This is a genomic window from Novosphingopyxis baekryungensis DSM 16222 (assembly GCF_000420305.1).
Classification (GTDB): Bacteria; Pseudomonadota; Alphaproteobacteria; order Sphingomonadales; family Sphingomonadaceae; genus Novosphingopyxis; species Novosphingopyxis baekryungensis.
In genome coordinates this window covers 586,108-606,387 of record NZ_ATUR01000003.1, presented here as the reverse complement: position 1 = coordinate 606,387, position 20,280 = coordinate 586,108, and the positions used below count along the sequence as shown (strand labels likewise).

Annotated in this window: 11 protein-coding genes and 1 pseudogene; 9 read left to right on the top strand and 3 right to left on the bottom strand. The window is 61.7% G+C overall.

Annotated elements, in window-relative coordinates; translation table 11 throughout:
* Positions 1-41 precede the first annotated feature (41 nt).
* Positions 42-1,064 (bottom strand): LacI family DNA-binding transcriptional regulator, encoded by a 1,023-nt coding sequence (locus tag G410_RS0106765; protein WP_022672898.1) that lies wholly within the window; start codon positions 1,062-1,064, stop codon positions 42-44.
* Between the two features lie 263 nt (positions 1,065-1,327).
* Here G410_RS0106765 and G410_RS0106760 point away from each other — a divergent pair, with 263 nt between their 5' ends.
* The 8 genes and pseudogenes from G410_RS0106760 to G410_RS18450 form a co-directional block, all read left to right on the top strand.
* Positions 1,328-4,078 carry a TonB-dependent receptor gene (locus G410_RS0106760; protein WP_022672897.1) on the top strand — a complete coding sequence of 917 codons (2,751 nt, stop codon included), beginning with the start codon at positions 1,328-1,330 and terminating at the stop codon, positions 4,076-4,078.
* Positions 4,079-4,145: 67 nt separating this feature from the next.
* A complete protein-coding gene (locus tag G410_RS0106755) occupies positions 4,146-5,669 on the top strand; it encodes a tryptophan halogenase family protein (protein WP_022672896.1) in 1,524 nt (507 codons plus the stop codon).
* Positions 5,662-7,509: an alpha-amylase family glycosyl hydrolase gene (locus G410_RS15930; protein WP_033317365.1), complete on the top strand. Its 1,848-nt coding sequence runs from the start codon at positions 5,662-5,664 to the stop codon at positions 7,507-7,509. Before G410_RS0106755 ends, G410_RS15930 begins: the two co-directional genes overlap by 8 nt.
* On the top strand, positions 7,506-9,137 hold the full coding sequence (locus tag G410_RS0106745) for an alpha-amylase family glycosyl hydrolase (protein WP_022672894.1): 1,632 nt from the start codon (positions 7,506-7,508) through the stop codon (positions 9,135-9,137). Before G410_RS15930 ends, G410_RS0106745 begins: the two co-directional genes overlap by 4 nt.
* Positions 9,137-11,167: a glycoside hydrolase family 97 protein gene (locus G410_RS0106740; RefSeq protein WP_022672893.1), complete on the top strand. Its 2,031-nt coding sequence runs from the start codon at positions 9,137-9,139 to the stop codon at positions 11,165-11,167. Before G410_RS0106745 ends, G410_RS0106740 begins: the two co-directional genes overlap by 1 nt.
* Positions 11,164-12,699, top strand: coding sequence for a tryptophan halogenase family protein (locus tag G410_RS15925; protein ID WP_022672892.1), 1,536 nt, complete (start codon positions 11,164-11,166; stop codon positions 12,697-12,699). The genes G410_RS0106740 and G410_RS15925 overlap by 4 nt, the downstream gene beginning before the upstream one ends.
* Positions 12,700-12,958: 259 nt before the next feature.
* Complete coding sequence (locus G410_RS0106730) at positions 12,959-14,470, top strand: S10 family peptidase (RefSeq protein WP_022672891.1); 1,512 nt, start codon at positions 12,959-12,961, stop codon at positions 14,468-14,470.
* A gap of 113 nt (positions 14,471-14,583) precedes the next feature.
* Positions 14,584-14,724: pseudogene (locus G410_RS18450) on the top strand (prolyl oligopeptidase family serine peptidase); the annotation flags it as partial.
* Between the two features lie 409 nt (positions 14,725-15,133).
* On the opposite strand, the gene G410_RS0106725 reads toward G410_RS18450, so the two are convergent.
* Both G410_RS0106725 and G410_RS0106720 read right to left on the bottom strand, forming a co-directional pair.
* Complete coding sequence (locus tag G410_RS0106725; protein WP_022672890.1) at positions 15,134-16,186, bottom strand: LacI family DNA-binding transcriptional regulator; 1,053 nt, start codon at positions 16,184-16,186, stop codon at positions 15,134-15,136.
* Between the two features lie 40 nt (positions 16,187-16,226).
* Positions 16,227-17,561 carry an MFS transporter gene (locus G410_RS0106720; RefSeq protein ID WP_022672889.1) on the bottom strand — a complete coding sequence of 445 codons (1,335 nt, stop codon included), beginning with the start codon at positions 17,559-17,561 and terminating at the stop codon, positions 16,227-16,229.
* Between the two features lie 169 nt (positions 17,562-17,730).
* Between G410_RS0106720 and G410_RS0106715 the strand changes: the two genes are divergently transcribed.
* Positions 17,731-20,217, top strand: a complete 2,487-nt coding sequence (locus G410_RS0106715; protein ID WP_022672888.1) for a TonB-dependent receptor domain-containing protein — start codon at positions 17,731-17,733, stop codon at positions 20,215-20,217.
* Positions 20,218-20,280: the final 63 nt, after the last annotated feature.

Below are 20,280 nucleotides of genomic sequence, written 5' to 3'. Positions count from 1 at the left end.
CGCAATCGCGGCCGGGCCGGGAGCGGCCATGTATTCGTATGCTAAAGCTGTGAACTGTCGCGGACGATCAGCTCCACAGGCAGGAGTTCGGGCCTTACATCCTTGTTATCGATGCGCGCGATCAGCGTATCCACCAGCACTTCGCCAGCCAGCCGGGCATTTTGCTGCACGGTGGTGAGCGGTGGGCTGGCCTGCGCGGCGGCGGGTATGTTGTCGAAGCCGACCACGGCCACGTCCTGTGGCAAGGCCAATTCGCGATCCTTGAGCGCCTGCATTGCGCCGATGGCGATCAGATCTGACGCGCAGAACAATGCATCGAAGGCAGTGCCGCTGGCGAGCAGGTGCTCCGCCGCCGATACACCGCTGCTTTCCAGCGTCAGCGCATCGACCTGCAGATCCCGATCGAACTTGAGTCCCCGTGCCGCCAGTGCATCGCAATAGCCGCGATAGCGGGCGCGAAATTCGGGATAGCCATCGTCGCACCGCCCGATGAAGGCGATGCGGCGACATCCGCCATCCAACAGATGTTCGGTCGCTATCCGTCCGCCTGCGCGATTGTCGCAGCCGACGGTCAGTCCGCTATCGTCCGCTTCCGGCGCACCCCAGCGCACGAAATGGGTGCCTTGCGCTTTCAGGCTGCGCAGGCGCGGGCGGTAATCGGCATAATCGCCATAGCCTAGCAGAATGATACCATCGGCCTTGCGGCTGTCCTCATAATCGGTGTGCCAGTCGCTCGACAGCTGCTGGAAACTGGTGAGCAGATCGAAGCCGGCCTGCGCGCAGCGGCGCGTGATCGATCCGAGCATGGACAGGAAGAAGGGGTTGATCAGCGTATCGTCCGCCGTCGGGTCCTCGAAAAACAAAAGCGCCAGCGTATTGGCGCGCTGCAGCCGCAGCGAACTGGCATGCTTGTCGACCGAATAGTTGAGCTCGCGCGCGATCTTCTCGATCCGCTCGCGCGTGGATTTACTGACCGCATTGGACCCGCGCAGTGCGCGCGATACGGTCGGCTGGGACACGCCCGCCAGTTCGGCGATATCGAACGACGTGATGCGCTGGCTCACGCTGGCCTTTCATCCTTCTCCTAGGCGCTTGCTCCTGCGGCGGCGCTGGATGCTTAGCCTAGGCGAGGGCGCATATTATGCAATCGGCCGCAGTCCGAAGGCGGCTGCTTTTCCAGGGCATGTGACAATTATGCGTATACGTATGCTGTCTAGCGCGATCCGGAACTGCGGCTCATCAGGCACTTAATTGCCAAAGCACGCCGCAAATCTTGGTCTAAAGAAACAGGCAAGAGACGGCGGATATATCCTGGAGGGGAAATCTGATGACCATGACCCGTTTCGACGCGCGCCTTCACGCCCATCTCATTCGCGGCGTCAGCGCGGCCGCCCTGGCCAGTGGACTTTTCCTGTCCGCACCCGCCTTTGCGCAGCAGCAGGCCGCGCCGGTGCAGGCCAAGGATGACCAGACGGTCGAGGAAGAGATCGCCGATACGCCGGAGATCGTGGTCAGCGGTTTCCGCGGGGCGTTGGAAACCGCCGTCGCCGAGAAAAAGACCTCGGACCAGGTGGTGGAATCGGTGTCGGCGGAAGACATCGGCAAACTGCCCGATGCCTCGATCGGCGAATCGATTGCGCGTCTGCCGGGTATTACGTCGCAGCGCCTCAACGGCCGTTCCAACGTCATCTCGATCCGCGGCTTCGGCCCCGATTTCTCACAGACCCTGCTGAACGGACGTGAGCAGACGTCGACGAACGACAATCGCGGGGTCGAGTTCGATCAGTATCCGGCCGAAGTCGTCAGCGAAGTGGTGATCTACAAAACCCCCAGCGCGTCGCTTGTCGGTCAGGGGCTGGTCGGTACGGTGGACATCCGCACCATCCGCCCGCTGGATTATGGACGTCAGGTTCTGGCGGTCGGCGCACGCGGTTCCTACGCCGACCTCGGCGCGCTCAACGCCGGTTCGCGCGAGTTCGGCTTCCGGGCCAACGCCACCTATGTCGATCAATTCGCCGATGATCAGATCGGCGTTGCGCTGTCCGCGGCCTATACCGAAGAGCCCTATCAGATTCAGGAGTTCAACGCCTGGGGCTATTTCGATCCCGATGGCAGCGGCAATGTGGTGCCCGCCGGTTCCAAATCCTTCGTCACGTCCACATTGCTGAAGCGCCTTGGCTTCAACGGTACGGTGCAGGCCCGCGTTAGCGACCAGATCACGTTGACCGCCGACGGCTTCTATTCGAATTTCAACGACGACCAGTCCAAGCGCGGCATCGAGCTGCCCTTCTCCTTCTTCGGCACCACCTTTGGCGGCGGCGGCAATGTGGTGGACGGGCAGTACACCACTGGGACGTTCAACAATGTCCAGGGCGTGGTCCGCAACGATATCTTCAATCGGAAGGCGGATCTGTACAGCGGCGGCCTCAACGCCAAATATGAAGGCGACAATGGCTGGAACGCATTTCTCGATTTCGGCTATTCGCGCACCGATCGCAAAGAGCTGAGCATCGAAAGCTATTCCGGCACCGGCTATAACTGGAACCCCAATGGTCCGCAGACCGATGCGACCGACACCATCGGCTTCACCTCCGGCTCGTCCGGGTCCGTCTACACTCATCAACTGGATTACAGCGATCCCAGTCTAATCAAGCTGACCGATCCGCTCGGCTGGGGCGGCGATGTGATCCAGGCCGGCTATTCCAACGATCGCATGATCAAGGATGAGCTGAAGCAGTTCCGTGCCGAGGTGGAGCGTGAGCTGGGCGGCGACATTCTACGCAGCGTGCAGCTTGGCGCAAATTACACCACACGGACCAAATCGCTGACGCCGGACGAAAGCTTCGTCACCCTGCCCAATGGCGCGACGGAAGTGACGATCCCCGGCGAGTTTCTGCTGGAGCCGACCAATCTCGATTATCTGGGGCTCGGCCCCGTCGTCAGCTATGACGCCCGGGATCTGATTTCGGCAGGCGTGCTGACGCTGCAGCCCAACATGTCCAACGATGTTCCGGCCAAGGCCTACACCATCGATGAGGATGTGCTGACGCTATATGCGCAGGCCAATATCGATGCGCCGTTCGACGGCGGCACATTGACCGGCAATATCGGTATTCAGGCGCAATATACGGATCAAAGCTCGCGCGGGATCGCGTTCCTGAACGGTACGCAGGTGGATGTGTCCGGCGGGGACAAATATTGGGAAGTGCTGCCCAGCATGAACTTCTCGGCGCGTTTCGACAGCGATTTCGTGATCCGGGTCGGGTTCTCGCGTCAGATCATGAAGCCGCGGCTTGACGATATGCGTGCGGCCATCAGCTATGGCCTGACGCAGACGCCTTTCGGCGCCATCATCGACGGCAATGGCGGCAATCCGGAGCTACGCCCCTATATCGCAACGGGCCTCGATCTGAACTTTGAGCGATATTTTGGTCTCGGCGGCTATGTCGCGGTGCAGCTGTTTGCCAAGACCATCACCAGCTATATTTCCAACGACCAGATACCGTTCGACTATAGCAATTACCCTCTACCCGCTGGCCAGACACCCATCAGTCTTATCGGGCGCCTCAGTGCACCGGCCAATACTGGAAATGGTTCGCTGAAGGGCGTGGAATTGGCAGGGACGCTGCCATTCGGTCTATTTGTCGATGCGCTGGATGGCTTCGGTGTGACCGGCGGCGTCGGCTATACCGATAGCAAGGTAGAGGATGTGAACGGCAATCAGGGGCAGATCCCCGGCTATTCCGATCTGGTCGCGAACGGCACCGCCTATTTCGAGAAATGGGGATTCAACGCCCGCGGCAGTGTGCGCTATCGCTCCAGCTTCCTGGGTGATTTCACCGGCTTCGGCGGATCGCCGACGCGCCGTCAGGCCCTGGGCGAGACGATTATCGACGGCCAGATCGGCTATGATTTTCAGGATGGGAGCGCGTTGTCCGGCCTGTCCATCTATCTGCAGGGCCAGAACCTGACCGACGAGCGCTTTGCATCCGCTACCAGTGAGGACACCCCGCTGCAGGTGATTGATTACCAGATCTATGGTCGCCGTTTCCTGGCCGGATTCACCTATAAGTTCTGATCGCCCATGATCGCCGCATCTCCGGGGACGCGTACCGGAGATGGGGCGGCATGGATGAGGGGCAGTGATGCGTAACAATTCCATCCGATCGGTCCTGATCCTGGGCGGCGGCACCGCAGGCTGGACGGCCGCCGCCGTGCTGGCCAAGGCATTCGGGCGGCAAGTGGCGATTACGGTGGTGGAATCGGATCGCATCGGCACGGTTGGCGTGGGAGAGGCGACGATCCCGCAAATTCGCCATATCAATGCGTTTCTCGGGTTCGACGAAGCCGATTTTCTGCGGGCCACCAAAGCCAGCTACAAGCTTGGCATCCAGTTCAATGGCTGGGGCGCGGAAGGAGAGAGCTATCTTCACGCATTCGGCGATATCGGTGCGCCGCTGGGGCTGACCCCGTTCCACCATTACTGGCTGCGCGGGCGCGATAGCGGCGTGGCCACGGTGCTGGACGATTATTCGCTCAACGCCGCCGCAGCTTTGCAGGAGCGGTTTGCGCCGATCGAACGGATCGGCCAGACGCGGCTGTCCGGTATGCGCCCGGTCTATCATTTCGATGCCGGGCTCTATGCTGCTTTTCTGCGCCGTTCGGCCGAGAGCGATGGCGTGCGCCGGATCGAGGGCGAGGTGGCGGATGCCACACGCAAGGGTGAGCGTGACCATATTGCCTCGGTCACACTGCAATCCGGCGAGACTCTGGCGGCCGACCTTTTCATCGATTGCTCGGGCTTTCGCGCCGTGCTGATCGAAGGCGCGCTGGGCGCGGCCTATGATGACTGGAGCCATTGGCTGCCCTGCGACCGCGCGGTGGCGGTGCCGTGCGAACATGGGGCGCGGTTCCGGCCTTTTACGCAGGCGACCGCGCGCGCGGCGGGCTGGCAATGGCGCATCCCGCTGCAGCACCGTGTGGGCAATGGGCTGGTCTATTCCAGCGCCTATATGAGCGACGATGCGGCGCACGCGGCGCTGCTGGCCAATCTGGAAGGCGCGCCGCTGGACGAACCGCGCCAGCTACGCTTCACCACCGGGATGCGCGCCGCGCCATGGACCGGCAATGTGGTGGCGCTGGGGCTGTCGGCAGGCTTTCTGGAGCCGCTGGAATCCACCTCGATCCACCTTATCCAGTCGGGCATCGACCGGCTGATCAAAAGCTTTCCGGACCGCAGCTGCGATCCCGCATTGGCCGCCGAATATAACCGCCAGACCCGGTTCGAATATGAGACTGTGCGCGATTTTCTGATCGCACATTATCATCTCAACCGCCGGGCCGAGCCCTTTTGGAAAGCGGTGCGTGCCATGGCAATTCCGGGGGGTCTGGCGCAGAAAATCGCGATCTTCCGCGCCTCCGGTCAGATCCATCGCAAGCATGACGAACTGTTCGCCGAAACCGCCTGGCTGCAATTGCTGCTGGGGCAGGGGGTGGAGCCTGTGGCCTATCATCCGCTCGCCGATGCGCTGGAGCCGCAAGCGCTGCAGCGCTTTCTTTCCGACATTGCAGCGCTGATTGCGCGTGAAACCGCCAAAATGCCCAGTCACCGCGACTTTCTGGATCGCGTTTTGGCCACCGTTCCAACACAGGAGCCAATCCATGGCTAAGTCCACCGGCCTTATTCTGAGCCTCGCCGCTATGGCGAGCTGCGCCTTTGCCGGCACTGCTGCCAATGCGCAGGATGGCCGCGCCGCAACGCTCGAACACATGCGCGCACGGCCTCCGGAAGCGGAGATCGTCTATTTCGTGCTGCCCGACCGGTTCGAGAATAGCGACAGAACCAATGATCGCGGCGGACTGAACGGGGATCGCCTCACCACCGGTTTCGATCCGGCCGCCAAGGGCTTTTTCCATGGCGGAGATCTGGCGGGCCTGACGGCTCGGCTGGATTATCTGGAGGGCCTTGGCATCACCGCCATCTGGTTCTCGCCGATCTTCCAGAACAAAGCGGTGCAAGGTCCAAAGGGCGGCGAAAGTGCCGGCTATCACGGCTATTGGATCACCGATTTCACGCGGCCGGACCGCCATTTCGGCAGCCCGGCAGACTTCCAGACCTTTGTCGATGCCGCCCATGCGCGCGGCATGAAGGTCTATATGGACATCATCACCAATCACACCGCAGACGTGATCCAGTATGCGCAAGGCAAGGCGGCGGGCTTTCCCTATCGTTCGCGCGCGGACTATCCTTATTCGGCGAAAGGCGGGCCGGACGGCGCGCGGATCAATCCGGGCTTTGGCGGCGACCAGCTGATGACGCGGGAGAATTTCGCCCAGCTTACGGACCCTACCTACGCCTATACGCCCGTTGTGCCAGCCGCCGAGCGGACGGTGAAGACGCCAGCCTGGCTCAACGATCCGCAATATTATCACAATCGCGGCAATTCGACCTTCACCGGTGAAAGTTCACGCTTCGGCGATTTTTCCGGACTGGACGATCTGTTCACCGAGCATCCGCATGTGTTGACGGGCATGATCGATATCTATTCGGACTGGATTGACCGAACCGGCATCGACGGTTTCCGCATCGATACGGCGCGCCATGTGAACCCCGAATTCTGGCAGGCCTTCGTGCCCGCCATGCAGGCGCGGGCCAAGGCGCGCGGCATCCCGAATTTCCATATCTTCGGTGAGGTGTACAAGGACGTGCCGGACAACGGCTATATCGCGCAATATACCCGGCGCGACGCACTGCCCGCCGTGCTCGATTTCGCGTTTCAGGCGGCGATGCGCGAACTGCTGGGGCGCGGCAAAGGCACGCATGTGCTGGCCGAAACGTTCGACGGAGACGTGCTGTACGAGGGCGGAGAAGCAACCGCGCGGACCTTGCCGACCTTTCTCGGCAATCACGACATGGGCCGCTTCTCTACGTTGCTGAAGGAAGACATGCCTGGCGTAACGCAGGACGAACTTCTGGCGCGCGTCTCGCTCGGCCATGCCATGCTCATGACGCTGCGTGGATCGCCGGTCATCTATTATGGCGATGAGCAAGGCTTCGTCGGCGATGGCAACGATCAGTCGGCGCGCGAGGATATGTTCGCGTCGCGTACGGCGGTGTATAATGACAATGCGCTGATCGGTACCGATGCGACCACGGCGTCGGAGAATTTCGACACCAGCCATCCTCTCTATCGGCTGATCGCCGCGCTGGCCGCCATCCGCAAGGCGCATCCCGCGCTGAGCGAAGGGCGGCAAGTGGTGCGCGGCTATGAGCAGGAGCCGGGGCTGTTCGCAGTCTCGCGCTTCGACCCCGAAAGCGGCGCGGAATATCTGATCGCGTTCAACACCAGCGCCCAGCCGATCCGCCGCAATGTGGTGGTGGAGACCGGCACAAGCGCCTTCACCGCGCTGGCGGGGACCTGTCCGGCCGCTCCGGCTGCACCCGGCTCTGCGGCGATCGAGCTGCCCGCTTTCGGCTATGCCATCTGCAGGGAGGCATCGGCGCGATGACACTGGGGGCTCCCATCACAGACAGACAGAAGGACACCGAGCGCGCCGACTGGTGGCGCGGGGCGGTGATCTACCAGATTTATCCGCGCAGTTTCGCCGACTCCAACGGCGATGGCGTGGGCGATCTGGCCGGAATTACCCAGCGGCTCGGCCATGTCGCCGATCTGGGCGTCGATGCGATCTGGGTCTCGCCCTTCTTCACATCGCCGATGCGGGATTTCGGCTACGACATCTCGGATTTTCGCGGGGTCGACCCGATTTTCGGCACGATCGCCGATTTCGATGCGCTGGTGGAGCGGGCCCATGCACTGGGCCTCAAGCTGATGATCGATCAGGTCTGGTCGCACAGCTCCAATCAGCATCCCTGGTTCGAGGAAAGCCGCCAAAGCCGTGATAATCCGCGTGCCGACTGGTATGTCTGGCACGATCCCAAGCCCGACGGTTCGCCGCCGAGCAACTGGCAATCCGTCTTTGGCGGCCCGGCCTGGACCTGGGACGCGCGGCGCGGGCAATATTATCTGCACAATTTTCTGGCCGAACAGCCGGACCTGAATCTGCATCATCCGGACGTGCAGGACGCGATCCTGGACGTGGCCCGCTTCTGGTTTGCACGCGGGGTCGATGGCTTTCGCATCGATGCGCTGAACTATACGATGCACGATCTGCAATTGCGCGATAACCCGCCAATGCCGGACAATGGCAAGCCGCGCACACGGCCTTATGATTTTCAGCTGAAGCAGTTCAACCAGGGCCATGACGGCATAGCCCGCTTTCTGGAGCGGGTCCGCGCGGTGGCGGATGACTATGGCGCTACCTTTACCCTGGCCGAGGTCGGCGGGGATTTTGCCGAGACGCAGATGAAGCAGTTCACGGCGGACGATAAGCGTCTGAACAGCGCCTATGGCTTCGATTTTCTCTATGCCGAAGAACTGACCCCGCAACTGGTCTGTACGGCACTGGCGGGGTGGCCAGGCGATGCGGGCGAGGGCTGGCCGAGCTGGGCGTTCGAAAATCACGATGCGCCCCGCGCGGTTTCCCGCTGGGCCGATCCGCAGCATATCGATGCCTTCCTGCGCATGAAGGCAATGTTGCTCCTGTGCCTGCGCGGCAACGCCATCCTCTATCAGGGCGAGGAGCTGGGTCTGACGCAGGTCGATATTCCGTTCGAGCAGTTGCAGGACCCCGAAGCCATAGCCAATTGGCCGCTCACGCTATCGCGCGACGGGGTGCGCACGCCGATGCCATGGCAGTCCACGCATAATGGCCTGGGCTTTTCCAGCGGGGAACCATGGCTGCCGATTGGGCCGGACCATGCCGCGCTGGCGGTCGACAAACAGGCCGCGGATGCGCAATCGATGCTGCACTGGACGCGCGCCATGATCGCATTGCGCAAGGCCAATCCCGCGCTGGCGCGAGGAACGTTGACCGGTTGCCACGCTGCCGGATCGCTGCTCAGCTTCCGGCGAGCCTATGATGGCCAACAGCTGCTATGCCTGTTCAACCTGTCGTCCGAACCGCTGTCCTGCACGCTGCCGAAAGGCGGTGCGATCCTGTCCGCCACCGGCGATCATGGCGGTGATATGCTTGGACCCTATGCCGCCCTCGTCATCCAGTTGGAGACCGTCTGATGCGCTCTATCCTTGCCGCCCTTCCTGCGCTTTCGCTGCTTTTCTCCGCGCCGGCTTTGGCTGAGGAAGTGGCCAGCGCCAGCTCACCCGATGGCCATATCACCGTCAGCATAGACTGGGATGGGGAGGGGCATTTTAGCTATGCCATCGCGCGGGACGGCACGCCGCTGATCGAAAATTCCCGGCTCGGTTTCCTGATGGACAACGCGCCGCCGATCAGCCGCTTTCTGGAGCTCGCCGACGTTCAGACTGACAGGGCCGACATGACGTGGGAACAGCCCTGGGGCGAGAACCGGCAGGTGCGCGACAATCACATCGAGCTAAGTCTCGAGCTCCTCGATACGGCGTTCGAGGATCGCAGCCTGACCGTGCGCTTTCGCCTGTTCGACGATGGCGTGGGCTTCCGCTACGAATTTCCCGAGAGCGCCGGGCGCACCGAAATTGCCGAGGAGTTGACCGAGTTTAACATCGCCCAGCCCGGCACCGCCTGGTGGATTCGCGGCGGCGACTGGAACCGATACGAATATCTTTACGACGAGACGCCGATCGACGCCGTGGGTACTGCGCACACGCCGATCACGTTCAAGCTGGCCGATGGCACGCATCTGGCGTTTCACGAGGCGGCGTTGGTCGATTATGCTGGCATGTGGATGCGCCGCATGGACGGCCGCCGTTTTCGCGCCGAACTTTCGCCCGGCAGCGGGCAGGCCAAGGTGGTGCGCGATGGCGCCTTCACCACGCCCTGGCGCACCATCCGTATCGCCAAGGATGCCGCTGGTCTCTACGACAATAATATCGATCTGAACCTCAACGAGCCGAACAAGCTGGGCGATGTGGGCTGGGTGAAGCCCTACAAATATGTCGGCATCTGGTGGGCGATGCACCTCAACGAATGGACGTGGAACAGCGGGCCCGATCATGGTGCCACGACGCAGCACGCCAAGGACTATATCGATTTTGCCGCCGAGAACGGCTTTCGCGGCGTGCTCATCGAAGGCTGGAACAAGGGTTGGGACGGCAACTGGTTCGGCAATGGATCGGACTTCAGCTTTACCGAAGCCTATCCCGATTTCGATATCGAGGAAGTCACGCGCTATGGCCTGTCCAAAGGCGTGCATCTGGTCGGCCATCACGAAACCGGCGGCAATATTGCGGTGTATGAGCCGCAGCTTGAAGACGCGATGGCGCTGTACGAGCGGCTGGGCGTGGACAGCGTGAAGACGGGCTACGTCGCCGATGCGGGCGGTGTGAAGCTGCTGCCGACCGGGGACGCACCTTTGCGCTACGGCTGGCATGACGGGCAGGAAATGGCGCGCCATCATCTGAAAGTGGTCGAGACCGCCGCGCGCCATCGCATCGCTGTCAATCCGCACGAGCCGATCAAGGATACGGGCTTGCGCCGCACCTATCCCAACTGGGTGAGCCGCGAAGGCGCGCGGGGCATGGAATATCAGGCCTGGGGCGTGCCCGGGAACATCCCCAGCCATGTGCCCAGCCTGATTTTCTCGCGCATGCTGTCCGGCCCGATGGATTATACGCCCGGTGTCCTCTCCCTGAAGGGGCGGGACGGACGCGATCTACCGAGCACCATCGCGCGTCAGCTGGCGCTCTATCTGGTGCTATATTCCCCGATCCAGATGGCCGCCGATCTGCCGGAAAATTACGCCCGCTATCCCGATGCGTTCGCCTTTATCAAGCAGGTGCCGACCGATTGGGAGGAAAGCCACGTGCTGCAGGGCGAGGTGGCCGACTACGCCGTGATGGCGCGCAAGGAACGCGGCGGGCAGGACTGGTATGTCGGCGGCGTGACGGACGAGAATGCACGCAGCGTTTCCGTGTCGCTCGATTTTCTGGACGCGGACAAGAGCTATACCGCCACGATCTATCGCGACGGCGCGGACGCGGATTATCGCACCGAAACACGCCACAGCATCGCGATAGAGAGCAAGCCTGTGCAGCGCGGCGACATGTTGGATCTCACCATGGCGCCCGGCGGCGGATTTGCCGTGCGGCTGACGCCGGTGGGGTGAACGGCATCCACCGCATCGTTATTCTGGGCGGCGGCAGCGCTGGCTGGATGGCCGCATGCCTGATGGCCCAGCGCTGGCTCGGCAAGCATGCGGCGCGCCCGGTGGAGATCACGCTCGTCGAAAGCCCGGCCATCGGCATCATCGGCGTGGGCGAAGGCTCTACGCCGCAGCTCAAGGCTTTTTTCGACCGGCTGGACATAGCCGAGGCCGATTGGATGCTTGCCTGCGATGCCACCTACAAGCTCGGCATCCGTTTTCATGGCTGGTCCGAACGTCCAGGCTTTGAGCGCTATTTTCACCCCTTTCCCTCGGCGATCGATGTGCACACACAGCCGCATTTCCAGCGGGCCTGCGCCTTGCAGCGTGGCGGAACCGCAGCGCCCGCCCATCCCGACCGCTGGTTCCTGCCGACCGCGCTTGCTGATGCGAAGCTTGGCCCGCATGCCGATCGGCGATTCCCCTTCGATCTGAGCTATGGCTATCATTTCGATGCGCACAAATTGGGCGCGTATCTGCGCGATCAAGCCACGGCAAAGGGCGTGCGCCATCTGGAACGCCGCGTGATTGAAGTGGAACAGGCGGAAAGCGGCGATATCGCCGCGCTTCTATGCGAGGGCGGGGAACGGATAGAGGGCGATTTTTTCATCGACAGCTCTGGCTTCGCGGCGGTGCTGGCTGAAAAGACGCTGGGTACGCGCTTCCTGCCCTTTGCCGAAAATCTGTTCAACGATCGCGCCGTAGTGCTTCCGACGCCCGCCGCCACGGACGGGATGCCGATCGCCACCAGCGCCACCGCGCTCAGCGCAGGTTGGGCCTGGTCCATCCCGCTGACATCGCGGACCGGCAATGGCTATGTCTATTCCAGCAGCCATCTGTCCGATGATGCAGCCGAGACCGAGCTGCGCCGTCACACCGGCACGCTGGACGGGTTGGTGGAGGCGCGGCACTTGCGGATGAAAGTCGGGCGGCTCGAGGATAGCTGGCGCAGCAACTGCCTTGCCGTCGGTCTGGCGCAAGGCTTTCTAGAGCCGCTGGAAGCAACTGCGCTGCATATCGTGCTGGCGACGGTGGAGGAGTTCATCGCTGCCTATGAAGCTGGCGGTTTTGCTGCGCAGCATCGCGGCGCTTTCAACACCCGCATCGCACGGCGCTATGAAGGCATCCGCGATTATATCGTGGCGCATTACAGGTTGAACCAGCGCGGCGGAGAATATTGGCGCGAAGCGGCGGCCATGGATACGCTATCCGACGATCTGAAAGCGTTGATGACCACCTGGTTCACCGGCCAGGACATGAACGCTACGATTCAGCGGCTAGACATAGCTCGGTATTACTCCAACCTCAGTTGGCACTGCCTTTTCGCTGGATATGGAAGTTTTCCAGATCAGTCGAAGCTGCGTGAAGGCGCATACAGGTTCGACTTATCTAAAGCTGCCGACTTTCTTGATCGAGCGGCCCTAAACTTTGCTTCTCATGATGTTCAGCTGACCAGCTTCAGGACTCACCAATCCAGCTGCAAAATAGGATTGTAGCGAAGCAAAATCCGGGCATGAACTGGTGCGTGCCTCAATGGGAACGGACGTAGATGCGTCATCGGCCCCAAAGCACTTCTGACATGTTTTCGACTTTGCGCCGCAGGCGATAAAGCACATTGTCATGCTGGGTCTGGACTTGGCGAAGGGATTTTGAGCAATGCAGCGAGTGGGTTGCGCTCGGCCCCGGCTCAGATTGTCGATTATGCCAGTGTTGGCGATGATTGCGTTGGCAACCGCGCGTTGGCATGGTCGCGCAATGATCAGAACCTTTTGCTTGGCGACGACCGCTGCCGCTCTCACGTTTTTGTCCGCCCCCATCTCAGCGCAGGATGCGGGGGGCGACAAGGCCGATGCCAAAGAGCAGGTCGATTATATCGCCAACTCCACCTCGCGCAGGCTTTCGGGTACCTTTGGCGGCGCGCGCATGGCGTACACCGCCACCGTAGCCGAAACCGTGCTGAAAAATGAGGATGACGAACCGGCCGCGGCGATTGTGGTGACGTCGTATGTCGCTGAGCCGAATGACACAGCGCGGCCGGTCACCTTCCTGTTCAATGGCGGGCCGGGCTCTGGCTCTGTCTGGCTGCAGATGGGCGCCTTTGGCCCCAAGCGGGTCGCCATTCCTTCCGATGCGCGTGATGATGGCGCCCCGCCTTACCCTATCCTGGATAATCCGGATTCGCTGCTCGATGTGACCGACCTTGTCTTTATCGATCCGGTGGGGACCGGCTTCTCTCATCTGATCGGTAAGACGGAGGGCAGTGACTATTGGGGTGTGACCAAGGATGCGCGCTCCGTCGCCGAGGTGATCCGCAAATGGCTGAGCGACAATGGCCGTTGGAACAGCCCCAAATTTCTGGGCGGCGAGAGCTATGGCACCACCCGGTCGGCCGCCGTGGTCGACCAGCTTGAGGGTGCCTATAATGATGTCGCGCTCAACGGCGTAATTTTGATCTCCACCGTGCTCGATTTCGGCGCGGGCGCGGAGACAGAGGGCGCAGAACTCAGTTACATCACGACCTTGCCGTCCATGGCAGCCACCGCCCATTATCACGGCAAGGCCGGGGCGGGTGCCACGTCGGTTGCGCAATTTGTGGAGGAGGCGCGCCGGTTCGCTATTGGACCCTATGCCAGCTTCCTGCTCAAGGGGCAGACCGCGACGGTTGAGGAGCGCACAGCCATACGCGGCGAGCTGGCGCGCTTTACGGGCCTGTCCGAGTCATATCTCGACCAGGCTGATCTTCGCGTGAGCTCCGGCCGGTTCTACAAGGAATTGCTGCGCGACCGCGGGATGACCATAGGCCGGCTGGACAGCCGCTATACCGGCGTGGATTATGACAAGGCTGGTGAAACACCGGACAATGATCCCAGCTTTTACGGCATCGATGGTGGCTACAATGCCGCGATCAACCATTTCATGCGCGATACGCTGGGCTACAAAACCGACGAGGACTATGTTGCGATAGGCAATGTCGGGCCATGGGACTGGAGCCTGGAGGGTGGGCGCGATCGCAACGCCTATTTGACTGTGGCGCCGTATCTCGGGCGCGCCTTGCGTGAAAATTCAGGGCTGCGCATCTTCGTCGGGCAGGGCTGGTACGATTTCGCGACGCCCTTTTTTGCGGCCGAATATGCGCTAACGCGCACCGGCATTCCGCAGGACAGGATCGAGTGGCATTATTATGATGCCGGCCACATGATGTATGTGCGCGACGAAGACCGTCAGGCGCTTTCGCGGGATATACGCGACTTCATCCGGGCCCGCTGACTGCGCTGGGAAACTTGCAAATAGAAACTGTAGTTTTGGCAGATAATCTATCGGTCATGCAAACGCCTGGTTGATGCGGTCTTATCCGAACCGAAATTTGTCCACGCCGCCTAGGCATTGCAGATCCCGATCGCCTGTTTGTCACCGGAGGCTCCGGCGGTGGTGTGCTGACGAGCTGGATTGTCGGCATGACAAAGTGTTTGAAGGCGGCTGTGGCGCAGAAGCCGCTGATTAACTGGACGACTCAGGCGCTCTGAGCTGACAATCCAGCCTATCTCGGCCCTTATACGGCTGGATTGGAGCAAGGCCCTCCCAGTCGGCTGCAAAGGCCTCCGCAATTCTCGCATGGTTCGAACGATATCAGGGCGGCTGGACCAGGCCTGGCGAAAGCGCTGTGCCTAGCGGTGAGTAGCTGGTCGTGAACGCCTACGTCGGAAGGGATCAACCGACTTGCATCATGCTTTCGGACGCTAGCGATTATAGGGCCGATCCATCGCGAAGCTGCCATTGTCGAGGATCACGATCTCACAGCCGTTCTTGGGCCTGTCACGAACTGCCGGCTCACGACAAGCCGGTTGCAAGAAGCCGACAGTTGAAAGCAGGAACGCTGGGAAACAGACACGCTTTCCTCTGCCCTCATTTTTGAGAGCGCTTCCGGGCCGCCTAGGCGCTTTGCCGCACCACCAGTTCTGGTTGCATCACGAGACTCTCGGTCTCCTCGCCCGCCAGGCGGCGTAGCAAGAGATCGACCATGCCGAACGCGCCAGCCCGTATATCCTGTCGAACGGTGGTGAGCGGCGGGGCGGTCTGTTCGGCCAGAGGAAGATCGTCGAACCCGACCACCCTGATATCGTCCGGCACCGCAATCTGCCGCCCGGCCAATTCTGCCAGGCAGACCATGGCGAGAATATCCGTCGCGGCGAAGATGCCGTCGATTGCGCCCGCATGCTGATCCATATGGCTGGCCACTTCCTTGGCCATGCGGTCTGGGGCCAGATGCGTGGGCAGGGTGATCATCGGCACATCATGCGCATCGGCAACCGATTTGGCGCCGGTGTATCGCGCGGCGAATTCCGTGGCGGTCGGGTCGCCAAGAAAGGCCAGTCTGCGGGCACCCTGCGCGATCAAGCGCTCGGCTGCCTGCTTGCCGCCCAGCCGATTGTCCGATCCGACGACACAGTGGCGCTGGCCCTCCTGATGATTGCCCCAGACGACCATGGGACGATACCGACCGGCAACCTCCTCGATACGCGCGAACTGGTCGGACTGGCCGATCACGAGCACGCCATCGACCATGCCGGATCCGATGAAACGGTCCAGCCAGTCCTCGTCACGGTCAGGGATCACGCGGCGGAGCATCAGGTCATAGCCCTTCTCCGTCAGCGCATCGGCAAGATAACCGAGCAGGGTCATGAAGAACGCATCGGACACCTGCTGGCGCCGGTCATGGCCAAGCGGGATGGCGATGCCGATCACGCCGGTTCGCTGACGGCGCAGATTGCTGGCGACCTGATTGAGGCGAAAGCCATGCTGCTGGGCGAGCGCCTCGATCTTCTTGCGCGTATCGCCCTTGACCACGCTCTTGCCTGCGAGCGCGCGGCTGACCGTGCCGGTGGACACGCCTGCGATCCGCGCCAGATCGGCCAGAGTGCGCACCGGCCGGTCCGCTGTGGCCGCATCGGGCGCCGCCGGCCTGTCTGTGTCTGGTTCCGACATGTCCGCTTCGCCTAGCACAGTCTGCCCCTAAGCCCAGCGTTTAGCTGGTGACCGGCATGGGCTTGCGCGGCACGCGATGGCCGGCATCGACGAACAGCGTGGCGATAGCGCCGAGCAGCATCAGCGCGCCGCCCAGCATCAGCGCATGACGCGGATCGCCGCCCAATAGGGGCTCATAGATCAGCGGCATGGTCAGCGTCTCGATGAGCATGGGGATGACGATGAACATGTTGAAAATGCCCATATAGATGCCGTTGCGCTCGGGCGGGATCGAATCGGCCAGCATGACATAGGTATTGCCCATCATGCCCGCCCAACCGATGCCGATGCCGAGCATCAGCACGAACAGGCCGATTTTATCGTCCATGCCGGGAATCAGCAGCATCGCCGCGCCCGATGCGGCCAGGCAGGCGGCGTGCACCGATCGCGCACCCAGCCGCCGCACGATGGGGATCAGCGCCAGCGCGGACAGGAAGGCGATGAAATTGTAGAAAGCGCCGATCTGCTGCGCCGTCAGCGCCGCCTCGCGAAACCCGGCGCTGGCCGTGTCGCTGGTGCCGTAAAGCGAGCGGGAAATGGCGAAGGCGATATACTGCCAATAGACGAACATCGCATACCATTGGCACAGCATGGCGAGCGCCAGCTGGCGCATGGGTTTGGGCATCTCGCGAACGGCTGTGCCGATATCGGCAAAGGTGGAGCGCACCGTGAGCGGCTTGGCCGCGAGATCGGCCTGCTCCGCTTCCGTCAGCGGCAGTTCCGGCACCCGCCAGACCGACCAGACGATGGTGGAGATGGACAGGACCGCGCCGATGATGAAGGCGATGCGCACGACCACCGGAATGCCATTGGCGTCCAGCACATTGCTCGCCACCATGCCGGTGAGCAGGGTGGGGGCCAGATAAGACAGGGTCTGGGCAAGGCCGGTAAAGGCGCTCTGAGTCAGGAAGCCCACGGAGCGCTGGTCCGGCGCCAGCCGGTCGGCCACATAGGCGCGATAGGGCTCCATCGTGATGTTGTTGCCGGCATCCAGGATCCACAGCAAGGATGCGGCCATCCACAGCGCGCTGGAATAGGGCATCAGAAACAGGCTGATCGAACAGATGATCGCGCCGATCAGGAAATAGGGTGTGCGGCGGCCGAAACGGGTGCTGGTGCGGTCGCTCATCGCGCCGATGATCGGCTGCACGATCAGGCCGGTCATGGGGCCGGCGAGCCATAGCAGCGGCATCGTCGCCTCGTCCGCGCCAAGGAAGCCGTAGATCGGCCCCATATTGGCCTGCTGCAAACCGAAGCTGAACTGCAGGCCGAAAAAGCCGATGTTCATTTCGATGATTCGCAGCAGCGAAAGCCGCGGTTTACCGATGCCTGCCATCAATTCGGTCCTCTCCATCGATGCTGTCGCGCATCTTGTCGTGGTTCAGCAGATACACCAGCCATCGACTTTTGCAAACGATTGCATAAATTGTTTGCAAACGATTGCACAAACGGTATTCAAGACTGCGAATCGCGCTATCAAAGCGTGGACGAGAGGAGCTTGAGATATGAGACTTCGCCATTTGCTGGCTGCCAGCGTTGCCTTCACCGTTCTGTCCACCCCGGCCATGGGTCAGACGACCGCACAGGCCCCGGCCAATGATGACGAGGCTCCGCCGCAGCTGGACGATATCGCCATCGTGGTGACCGCTGTGGCGCGCGGCCAGAATCTGCTGGAATCGTCGGTGTCGGTCAGTTCGCTGAATGCGGACACGATCGTCGACCTGGCACCGCGCTCCTCTGCCGAGCTCATCCGCCAGATACCGGGCATCCGCTCGGAAAGCTCCGGCGGTGACGGTAACGCCAATATCGCCGTGCGCGGCCTGCCGGTGGCGTCCGGCGGCGCGAAATTCCTGCAACTGCAGGAAGACGGCCTGCCGATCCTCGAATTCGGCGACATCACTTTCGGCAATGCCGACATCTTCCTGCGGACCGATTTCAACATTGCCCGTGTCGAAGCGGTGCGCGGCGGTTCGGCCTCCACCTTTGCGTCCAACTCACCGGGCGGCGTGATCAACTTTATTTCGAAGACCGGTCAGAGCGAAGGCGGATCCTTCGGCGTGACCGCAGGCCTCGATTATCGCGAGTTCCGTGCGGACTTCGATTATGGTGGCCGCATCGGGCCGGACACGCTGTTCCACATCGGCGGCTTTTCGCGCATCGGCGATGGTCCGCGCGACGTGGGCTATGACGGTAGCCGGGGCGGCCAGATCAAGGCCAATATCACGCAGCAGTTCACCGGCGGCTATATCCGCCTTTACGGTAAATATCTGGACGATCATTCCGTTGGCTATCTGCCCAATCCGGTGCTGGTGACCGGCACGAACGAAAATCCGGAATATAGCAATGTTCCGAATTTCGACATCAACTCCAGCTCGCTGCACTCCGCCAATTTCAAGCCGGTGCAGTCGCTGGACGGCAATAATAACCCTGCCGTCTACAATGTGTCCGAAGGCATGCATCCCGTGGTTGCCGCCGGCGGCCTGGAAGCCGAATATGATTTTGGCGGCATCACCATCACCGAGCGCTTCCGTTATTCGGACATTAGCGGTGCATTCGTATCGCCATTTCCCGGCAGTGTCGGCGGTGCGCAGGCGGCAGCCGATTCTGTCGGCGGGGCAGGCTCTACCTTATTCTATGCCAGCGGCCCGCTGAGCGGTCAGCAGGTCGCCAATCCCTCCGCGCTGGGCGGCAATGGGTTGGTCGCCAGCATCGTGCTGTTCAACACAAGGCTGAACAGCCTCGATAATCTCACCAATGATATCCGTGCGACCGGCGATTTCGATTTTGCCGGCGGGTCGGCCACCGTTACCGGCGGCTTCTACTTCTCCCGGCAGGACATCAATACGGACTGGCTGTGGACCTCCCATCTGTCTTCGGTAGAGGGCGAAGGGCAGGCCGTGTTGCTGGACGTGCGCAATGCCGCGGGCGATCTGGTGACGCAGAACGGTACGGCCGGCTTCGGTGCCACCTTCTTCGGCAATTGCTGCCGCCGCTCCTACGATCTGCAATACACCACCAAGGCACCGTTCGGCTCGATCAGTCTGGAGCTGGGCGACCTCACTCTGGACGGCAGCGTCCGTTATGATTTCGGCGATGCGCGTGGCACCATATCGGGCTCGGATCTGGGGGGCGGCCGCAACGGCATCACGTCGTTCGATTTCAACAATGATGGCGTGATCGATCCGGCCGAGGCGCAGACCAGCTTCATCCCGGCCAACAGCGCTCCGGTCGATTATAATTACGACTATTTCTCCTACTCGATCGGCGCCAACTATCTGCTGACCAGCGATCTGTCGGTGTTCGCGCGCTACAGCAAAGGCGGGCGGGCCAACGCCGATCGCATCCTGTTCAACGATAATAATGTCAGCACCACGACCGGTGAACTGCGCAGCGACGCGGTCGCCATCGATTTCGTCAAGCAGGCCGAGGCCGGCGTGAAATATCGTGGCGGTGGGCTGGCGCTGTACGCCACCGGTTTCTACGCCGAGACCGAGGAGGAGAATTTCGAGGCCACAACGCAGGCCGTCTTCAGCCGCTCCTACGAAGCTTATGGCGTGGAGCTGGAAGGCTCTTATCGCATAGGCGCTTTCAGCCTTTCGGCTGGTGCCACCTATACGGATGCCGAGATCAAGGACGACAATATCAGCCCGGCCAATATCGGCAACACGCCGCGCCGCCAGGCCGATCTCGTTTTCCAGGCTACCGCCGCCTATGACAGCGAGTTCTTCGGTCTGGGCGTCAATGCCGTCGGCACCACGGACAGCTATGCGCAGGACAGCAATCAGCTGGTCCTGCCGGGCTTCACTTCCATCAACGCCTATCTGAATGTGCGCCCGGTGGAGAATGTGACGCTAGCGCTGAACGCGAACAATGTGTTCGACATCAACGGCTTTACCGAGGCGGAAGAAGGCGCAATCCCCGCCAACGGCATTGTTCGTGCACGCTCGATCAATGGCCGTACGCTCTCGGCCTCGCTCCGGTTCGATTTCTAGGCCAGTCGATCCTTTCCGGCCGGCCGGAGGCAGCGCTTCCGGCCGTTCCACCAATCGAGCATG